The 7,892-nt window shown below is 71.1% G+C and carries 4 protein-coding genes; 1 reads left to right on the top strand and 3 read right to left on the bottom strand.

What is annotated here, in order from left to right; all coding sequences use genetic code 11:
- The 3 genes from FPZ41_RS42580 to FPZ41_RS42565 all read right to left on the bottom strand — a co-directional run.
- Positions 1 to 2,618, bottom strand: a 2,618-nt coding sequence (locus FPZ41_RS42580) for a type I polyketide synthase (protein WP_152869781.1), incomplete at its 3' end; no start/stop codon positions are given.
- Positions 2,619 to 4,387: 1,769 nt separating this feature from the next.
- Entirely contained in the window at positions 4,388 to 5,641 is a 1,254-nt protein-coding gene (locus FPZ41_RS42570; RefSeq protein WP_152869779.1) for an SLC13 family permease, read from the bottom strand.
- Between the two features lie 108 nt (positions 5,642 to 5,749).
- Positions 5,750 to 6,874 carry a PrpF domain-containing protein gene (locus tag FPZ41_RS42565; RefSeq protein ID WP_322621448.1) on the bottom strand — a complete coding sequence of 375 codons (1,125 nt, stop codon included), beginning with the start codon at positions 6,872 to 6,874 and terminating at the stop codon, positions 5,750 to 5,752.
- 171 nt (positions 6,875 to 7,045) lie between these two features.
- On the opposite strand from FPZ41_RS42565, the gene FPZ41_RS42560 reads away from it, so the two are divergent.
- A partial coding sequence (locus FPZ41_RS42560) for a LysR family transcriptional regulator (RefSeq protein ID WP_152869775.1) occupies positions 7,046 to 7,892 on the top strand: 847 nt, incomplete at its 3' end.

Genomic DNA, 7,892 nt, shown 5'->3' with positions numbered 1-7,892 from the left:
GCGAAGTAGCGCGTCCAGTCGACGGGGGCGCCGGTGGTGTGCAGGGCGGCGAGTGCCGTGGTCAGGGCGGTGGTCTCGGAGGTGTCCTTGCGGAGGGTGGCGAGGGCGACGCTGTCCTCGGGTGCCGTCTCGGGGACCAGGCCGGTGAGCACGCCGTCGGGTCCGAGTTCGAGGAAGGTGCGCACGCCGTGCCTGTCCAGGGTGCGCAGGCAGTCGGCGAAGCGGACAGTCTCCCGGACATGGCGGACCCAGTACTCCGAGTCACTCAGGTCCTCGGGGGTGGCGACGGCGCCCGTGAGGTTGGAGACGAGCGGGATGCGCGGCGGGTGGAAGGTGATGCCGGACAGGGCCTGGGCGAAACCGGCCAGCATCGGGTCCATCAGCGGCGAATGGAAGGCGTGCGAGACCCGCAGGGGTGTGGTGCGGTGGCCGTCGGCGGCGAGTCGTTCGGCGGCTTCGGCCACCGCCTCGGCGGGGCCGGAGAGGACCACGGAGGCCGGGCCGTTGACGGCGGCAACGGCGACGTCGGCCGTGAGATACGGGCGTATCTGCTCCTCGGAGGCGCGTACGGCCGTCATGGCGCCGCCCTCGGGGAGGTCGGCCATCAGCGAGGCGCGGGCGGTGACGAGGGTGCAGGCGTCCGCGAGGGACAGCACGCCGGCGACGTGGGCGGCGGCGACCTCGCCGATGGAGTGCCCGGCCACGAAGTCGGCCCGTGCGCCCCACGATTCGAGGAGGCGGAAGAGTGCCACCTCCACGGCGAACAGGGCGGGTTGGGCGGTGCCGGTGCGGTTCAGGGCGGATGCGTCGGTGCCCCACATCACGTCGCGTACGCCGGGCGGGAGGAGGGCGAGCGTCTCGTCCAGGGCGACGCGGAACGCCGGGAAGGCGTCGTACAACTCGCGGCCCATGCCCAGGCGTTGGGCGCCCTGGCCGGAGAAGAGGAAGGCGGCGGGGGTGTCCGTCGCGGTGTGTCTCAGCAGGCCGGGGGCGAGGGTGCCGTCCGCGAGAGCGGTGAGGCCGGCCGAGACGGTGGTGAGGTGGGCCGTGACGAGGGCGGCACGGTATGTGAAGCCGGTACGGGTGGTGGCGAGGGCGCGGGCCAGGACGTCCGGTCGCAGTGGTTCGCCGGACCGGTCCAGGGCGGTACGCAGGCGGGCCGCCTGGGCTGCGAGGGCCCCCGGGGTGCGGCCGGACAGGACGAGCGGTACGGGAGCGAGGGGCGCCGGGGTGGTCGTGGCCTCGCCGGACGGGTCGTGGGTGCTGTCGGCGGGGGCCTGTTCGATGACGGCGTGAGCGTTGGTGCCGCTGATGCCGAAGGAGGAGACGGCGGCGCGGCGGGGCTGCCCGGTGTCGGGCCAGGGGGTGTTGCCGGTGACGAGGCGTACGGTGCCGTCCGACCAGTCGACGTGGGTGTTGGGCTCGTCGACGTGCAGGGTGCGGGGCACGATGCCGTGCCGGATGGCCTGCACCATCTTGATGACGCCCGCGACGCCTGCCGCGGCCTGGGTGTGGCTGAGGTTGGACTTCACCGAGCCGAGCAGCAGCGGGCGTTCGGCGGTGCGGGCGCGGCCGTAGGTGGCGAGGAGGGCCTGGGCCTCGACGGGGTCGCCGAGGGTGGTGGCGGTGCCGTGTGCCTCGACTGCGTCGATCTGGTCGGCGGAAAGGCGGGCGTTGACCAGGGCCTGTTCGATGACGCGTTGCTGGGAGGGGCCGTTGGGTGCGGTGAGGCCGTTGCTGGCGCCGTCCTGGTTGACGGCGGAGCCGCGGACGACGGCGAGGACGCGGTGGCCGTTGCGGCGGGCGTCGGACAGGCGCTCCAGCAGCAGGACGCCGACGCCCTCGGACCATCCGGTGCCGTCGGCGGCGTCGTCGAAGGAGCGGCACAGGCCGTCGGCCGACAGGCCGCCCTGGCGGCCGAACTCCAAGTGAGTGGAGGGCGTCGACATGACGGTGACGCCGCCGGCGAGGGCGAGGGAGCACTCCCCGGTGCGCAGGGCGTGTGAGGCGAGGTGGAGGGCGACGAGGGAGGAGGAGCAGGCGGTGTCCACCGTCAGGGCCGGGCCGGTCAGGCCGAGGGTGTAGGCGACACGGCCGGACAGGACGCTGCCGGCGTTGCCGGTCAGGTGCAGGCCGCGGGCGCCGTCCTCGGCTCCGGCGCGGTACTCCTGGGCCATGGCGCCCATGAACACGGCGGTCTCGCTGCCGCGCAGTGTGGTGGGGTCGATGTGCGCGGACTCGATGGCTTCCCAGGTGGATTCGAGCAGGATCCGCTGCTGGGGGTCCATGGCGACCGCTTCGCGCGCGCTGATGCCGAAGAACTCGGCGTCGAAGTCGGTGGCGTCGTGGAGGAAGCCTCCGCCGGAGGCGGCGGCCGAGACCGCTTCGAGGTCCCAGCCGCGGTCGTCGGGGAAGGGTCCGATGCCGTGTCTGCCGTCGATGAGCAGGTCCCAGAGGCCGTCGGGGTCGGTCACCCCGCCCGGGTAGTGGCAGGCCATCCCGATGATGGCGATGGGCTCGTGGGCGGCGGCCTCCAGTTCCTGGACGCGCTGCCGGCTGTGCCGCAGGTCGGCGGTGGCCCGCTTCAGGTAGTCCCTGAGCTTGTGTTCGTTGTCCATCTCACGTCACCTCGACAGCGGTTACCGATGCGGGTTGTTCTCGGCCGGGCCCGGGCCGGGGTGGTCACGGACCGAGCGTCTGCCCGGCACGGAGGCACGGCGCGGCCGCGCGAGTGCACGCAGAGGGCGGCCGCCCCGGGGGATGGGCGGCCGCCCCGTCGGAATGACCTGGGCCTGGACCCGGGTCGGGACGCGGGGCGTCGGCTCGGGTCAGACGGCGTGTTCTGCGGGTTCTCTCGGATGCGGCACGGTGAGAGTCTCGGTCGGCAAGGACGGGAAAAACCCTAGTAACGCCGCCGGGTCACACCGCGAGTCACAAGCCGCCTCGGCCGGCTTCTCCAGCACCGTCCAGTGCACAACTCCGTGTCATACGGGGTTGTGCAGGGTGGGTTGTGCGGGCATCGGCGCCGGAACGCCGCCATCGGCCGCAGGCGGCCCCCGGGCGCTCAGCCATGAACTCCCGAACCATGGTTGAGCGCCGCATGGATCGGTGCGTCCGGTGTCACTTCCCGCCCCTCTGCCTGCTCGGGCGCAAGATAGCCGGGAGTGCCGAAGGCACGACCTGTCATCGTCAGCGATTATGACCGGTCAATAGTTGGGTGAGGGCAGGCGGGCCGCGGCACAGTGGCCTTGTGCTGCTGCCTGTCGTGCTCACGAGGCCGCCAGCAATGCTCGACAACACGGTCGTGCCCCCGCCCCACCCCCGATCTGAGGCAGTTCGGCGACCACCACAAGCCCATACACTTGCCCTTGACCGCCCCGGTCAGCGATCCGTTGCTTCCTGCAGCCGTCACGCCGCCGGCGAGCAGGAAGATACGGTCGGTGCCGTTCTCGTCCGCTTCGGCGCGCGCGGCCGCCGACACCACGCGGTCGGCGCGCAGTCGAGACCGCTGTTTCCATCGCCGGCACGCCGAACGCGCCGCAGCGCCTCCACGTAGGCCACAGCCTGGAGACCCTGCGCAGGCGCTACCAGGAGCACCTCGACGCCTGGGCGTCCGTGGAGCACCTCACCGAAGCGACCCTCTGAATAGAAGCGCCGAGCAGCGAGTGGCGGCGAGGTCCTACCTGGCCGCCACCGTGTACGTTGCGGGGAGAAGGCCGCCACCAGAGACTGTGGGCGAACAGGTAGACGACGGCCAGGACGTCGGCCACGCCCAGCGCCTGCCCTATGTAGCCCCGGCCCTGTGTCTCCCCCATGTCCAGCGCGTGCATACGGATCCGGTAGGCGGAGTCCCTGAGGGCGCTGACGCGCTGGGTGTACGACATATGGGGCGTCCCCGGAGGCGGCGCTGCTCGGCGCCGAAGTCGCGAACGACGGGTTTCCGGCCGACCCGGTCCCCGAAGTGACCGGCGATGACGCCGCCCAGCGGCCGTGCCTGCCGCGTGGCCGGGCGATCCCCGGCGCGGGGCGTGCCCGGGTGACGAAGTCGGTGCGGTTGCTGTCGATCGGCTGGTGCTTCTTCTTGATGTTCGCCGCGTTCTCGCAACGGCGCTGGTCGACCTCGCTGGGGATGATCAGTAGGAGTCCGGACCGCAGCAGGAATACCGCTCCGCGTACGCGGCCGGGGCACGGTCGAAGAGCGTGGCTAGGACGCCGTGCTCGTCAACGAGCGGGATGCCGCCACTCTTACCTGCCCGGAGAACCCCCTCGCCAGACCGAGCCGCCCACCGGCACCGAACCCGAGAAGCCGCAACCGGGTCACATCGCGGCGGTGCCCGGCGCGGTGATCGCGCCGGGCGGCTGTCCGTCGTTTCGTCGCTGCGGGGGTCTACGACCAGGGCAGGACCAGGGCACCCCAGGCGACGACGGGGCCGAGGGCGACGATTCCGCCGGTGTAGCTGATGACCTGGCGGTAGAAGCGGCGGGCGTCGACGCCGCGCGCGTTGGCCAGGACGAGGGCACCGTTCGTGGAGAAGGGGGAGGTGTCGACGATCGTGGTGGACACCGCCAGGGCGGCGATCAGTCCGGCGGGGCTGAGGTGGCTGGAGAGCAGCAACGGCACGGCGATGGGGATGATCGCTGTGAGGATCGCGGTGGAGGAGGCGAAGGCAGAGGTGATGGCCACGGTGAAGCACAGCAGAAGGGCTACGACGATCGGGGCGCCCAGGCCCGCGGCGTGCTCGGAGATCTTCTCGATGATCCCGGCCTTCTCCAGCATCGCGATGTACGTCATCATGCCCGCGACCAGCAGCAGGGTGGACCAGCTGATACCGTCGGCCGCCTTCTCCTGTCGCTTCATGTCCACCAGGGCGAGCAGGGTACCCGCGCCCAGGGCGAGGAAGCCGATCTCCAGCTGAAAACCGAGCGCCCCGACGACGAGGGCGAGCAGGCAGGCGAGGGTCAGCCACTGCCGCCAGTCGGGCCTGCCGGAGACGGCGACGTCTTCGTTCTCTCTCGTCGCGTCGGCTTGCTCCGCCAGCGGAACAGGACGCTTCGCCAGCAGCACGTAGGTGAGCAGCGACAGCAGCAGATTGATCACGAAGCTGGCGGTGAACAGCGCCACGGGAGAGACATGCAGCTCGGTCTTGTCGACCAGGCCCAGCACCAGCGCACCGGAGACGGCGAGCGGCGAGAACGCGCCCGCGTGACCGCCGCTGATCACCATCATGCCGACCACCAGCGGGTTCAGCTTGTAGCGGTGAGCGAAGTTCATGCCGATCGGTACGAGGATCGCGACGGCGGCGGGGGTAAAGGTACCGAACGCCGTCAGCAGGGCGGCGACGAGGAAGAGCACCCAGGGGATGAGCGCGACCTTCCCCCGCACCAGCCGCACTCCCGCGGCGACGAGCAGGTCGATGGTGCCGTTACGGCGTGCGACGGAGAACAGGTACGTGACCCCCACGATCGTCACGAACAGCTTCACCGGAAAGCCTTCGAAGATCTCGTCCTCGGTGAGGCCGAGCGAGGCAGTGCCGACCGCGAAGGTCGCTACGAAGGCGAGAATGCCCAGGTTGATCGGCAGCACGGTGCCGATCACGAACATCACCAGCAGCGCGCCTATGGAGATCACTTCAGGAGACATCTTTGTTCCTTGGTGCAGGAGGGGACAGGAGTGCGCGCCCCGAGGGCGCGAGGCCACCCCGGGGGCGGACGGCTGGGGACCGGCCGCCCGAGGTGAGATTCGTCCCGGTCAGGAAGCCTTGCGTGCTCCCGGATCCGGTACGTAGATGCGTGCGTCGGCGAGCAGCCGGGCGGCCCGCTGTACGGTGACCCGCTCGGGGACGCCTTGGTGGATGTCGGAGCAGCAGACCGCCACGACGCCTGCGGGGGTGCCGAGGCGCAGCCACTCGCCGCGCGGTCCGGCGGCGGCCCGGGAGACCACGGATTCCTCCAGCAGGCCCGCGGCCGCTACGGCGACGGCGGAGGTGAGACCGATCGCCGGGTGGGGGGCGTTCATGGTGAGCATGCGGACCGAGACGTCGTAGTCGCCGGCGGCGATCGGCTCGCCCAGAGTGGTGGTGTAGGGCACCGGAGGGCCGATCAGGCCCACCTTGGGCACCGCGTCACCGGGGGTTTCACCCGGCCTGAGGAGTCCCATCAGCGGCGCGGCCGTATGACGGACCGCGCGCAGCCACGGCACGTCGGCGCGCATCTGGTCCAGGGTCTCGGCGCCGGTGCGGTCGGCGTCGAGCGCGTCCACGAGAACCACGGGGGCACCCGCGTCCACCATGCTCACCCGCTGCGGCCTTGCTGCGGGACCGAGCCGCAGCTCGTCGACCGCCCGCCCGGTGGGCAGCAGCGAGCCTGTGGTGCCGCCGGCCGGGTGGAGGAAGGTGAGGCCGACCGCCACGCCGCCGGCCCGGGTGCCCGGTACGGTCTGGTCGCCGAACTCGTGCACCCTGCCGCCCGTGGTGTCCACCACGCCTTCCAGCAGCGCACCGGTGTTGCTGTTCCGCATCACCACGCGGGTGCGGTCACCGGTGATGGGCACGAGCCCCTTTGCCACCGCGTACAGGGCGATGCCGGTGGCGCAGTTACCGCAGTTGCTGGTCCACTCCACCGTGCCGGTGCCGATACCGACCTGCCCGAACAGGTAGTCGACGTCCACACCGGGTTCGGGTGAGGCGCCGACGACGGCGGCCTTGGAGGTGGTCGGTGTCGCTCCGCCCACCCCGTCCAGCTCCACCGGATCGGTGGAGCCATAGGCGGCAACCAGCAGCTTCTCCAACTCACTGCGGTCGACGGGGACATCGACCTGACTGAACAACCAGCACTTGCTGGTGCCGCCACGTACCAAAGTCGCGGGAGTGTGCACAGCTTCAAGCTCTTCCTGGGTCACATGGGGAAGGAGAGCGCCGGGCGGACGGTTACGGGCGTGTTGCGATCCGGTGAACCACTCGGCGAATGCGAAGACCTTCGCAGAAGCACGACTTGGGCACAATGACAGATCTCTTCAGGATGGTTTAGGTCAGCTAAACTCTCCTGCATGCTGAACGTGCGCCGTCTGCTGTTGCTCACCGAGGCCACCGAGCGCGGCTCGCTCACCGCCGCCGCGGATGCGATGGGAATGACCACCTCCGCAGCCTCCCAGCAGATGTCCCTGCTGGAACGGGAGGCCGGGCAGCCCTTGATCGAACGGCTGCCGCGCGGCATCCGCACCACCCCCGCGGGCGCCGCACTGGCCGAGCGCGGCCGGGTCATCCGCCGCGAACTGCGCGCCGCCGAGGCCGACTTGGAGGCCTTCGCCGACCTCAACCAGGGCACCCTCAGGCTCGGCTCCTTCCCCACCGCCAGCGCCTCGCTGCTGCCGCTCGCCCTCACCCGGTTCAGCCACCGTCACCCCGGCGTGCAGATCGTGGTACGCGCCGGAGTCCTCGGCCATCTGCGCGAGATGCTGCACACGGGCGAGGTCGAGCAGGCGCTGTTGTGGGACTACGAATGGAACCGCGTCGACGACGATGCCCTGACCCTCACACACCTCCTCGATGACCCGACCGTGCTGGTCGTCCCCGCCGACTCCCCGCTGCGCACCCTGCCCGCGCTGCGCCTCGGCGACCTCGCCGATCAGGAATGGATCATCCGCGCCGACAACCATCCGGTCGCTGACGTCCTGCGCCGCAGCTGCCGCCGGGCCGGGTTCGAGCCGCGTATCGCCTATGCCTCGCACGACTACCAGGAGGCACAGGCCATGGTCGCCGCCGGTCTCGGCATCGCCCTCGCTCCCCGGCTCGCCCTCACCAGCCGCCGTAGCGACGTCCGTCTGCTGCCCTTCGGCTCCGACGTACCCGCTCCCACCCGCCGCATCCTGCTCGCCCGCGCCACGTCCCGCACCC

Source organism: Streptomyces acidicola, assembly GCF_009377235.1.
Taxonomy (GTDB): domain Bacteria; phylum Actinomycetota; class Actinomycetes; order Streptomycetales; family Streptomycetaceae; genus Streptomyces; species Streptomyces acidicola.
This window is presented reverse-complemented; position numbering and strand designations above follow the sequence as displayed.

Coding starts and splice junctions, on each gene's coding strand:
- FPZ41_RS42570 (WP_152869779.1), bottom strand. CDS start 5,641: ATGTCTCCTGAAGTGATCTCCATAGGCGCGCTGCTGGTGATGTTCGTG.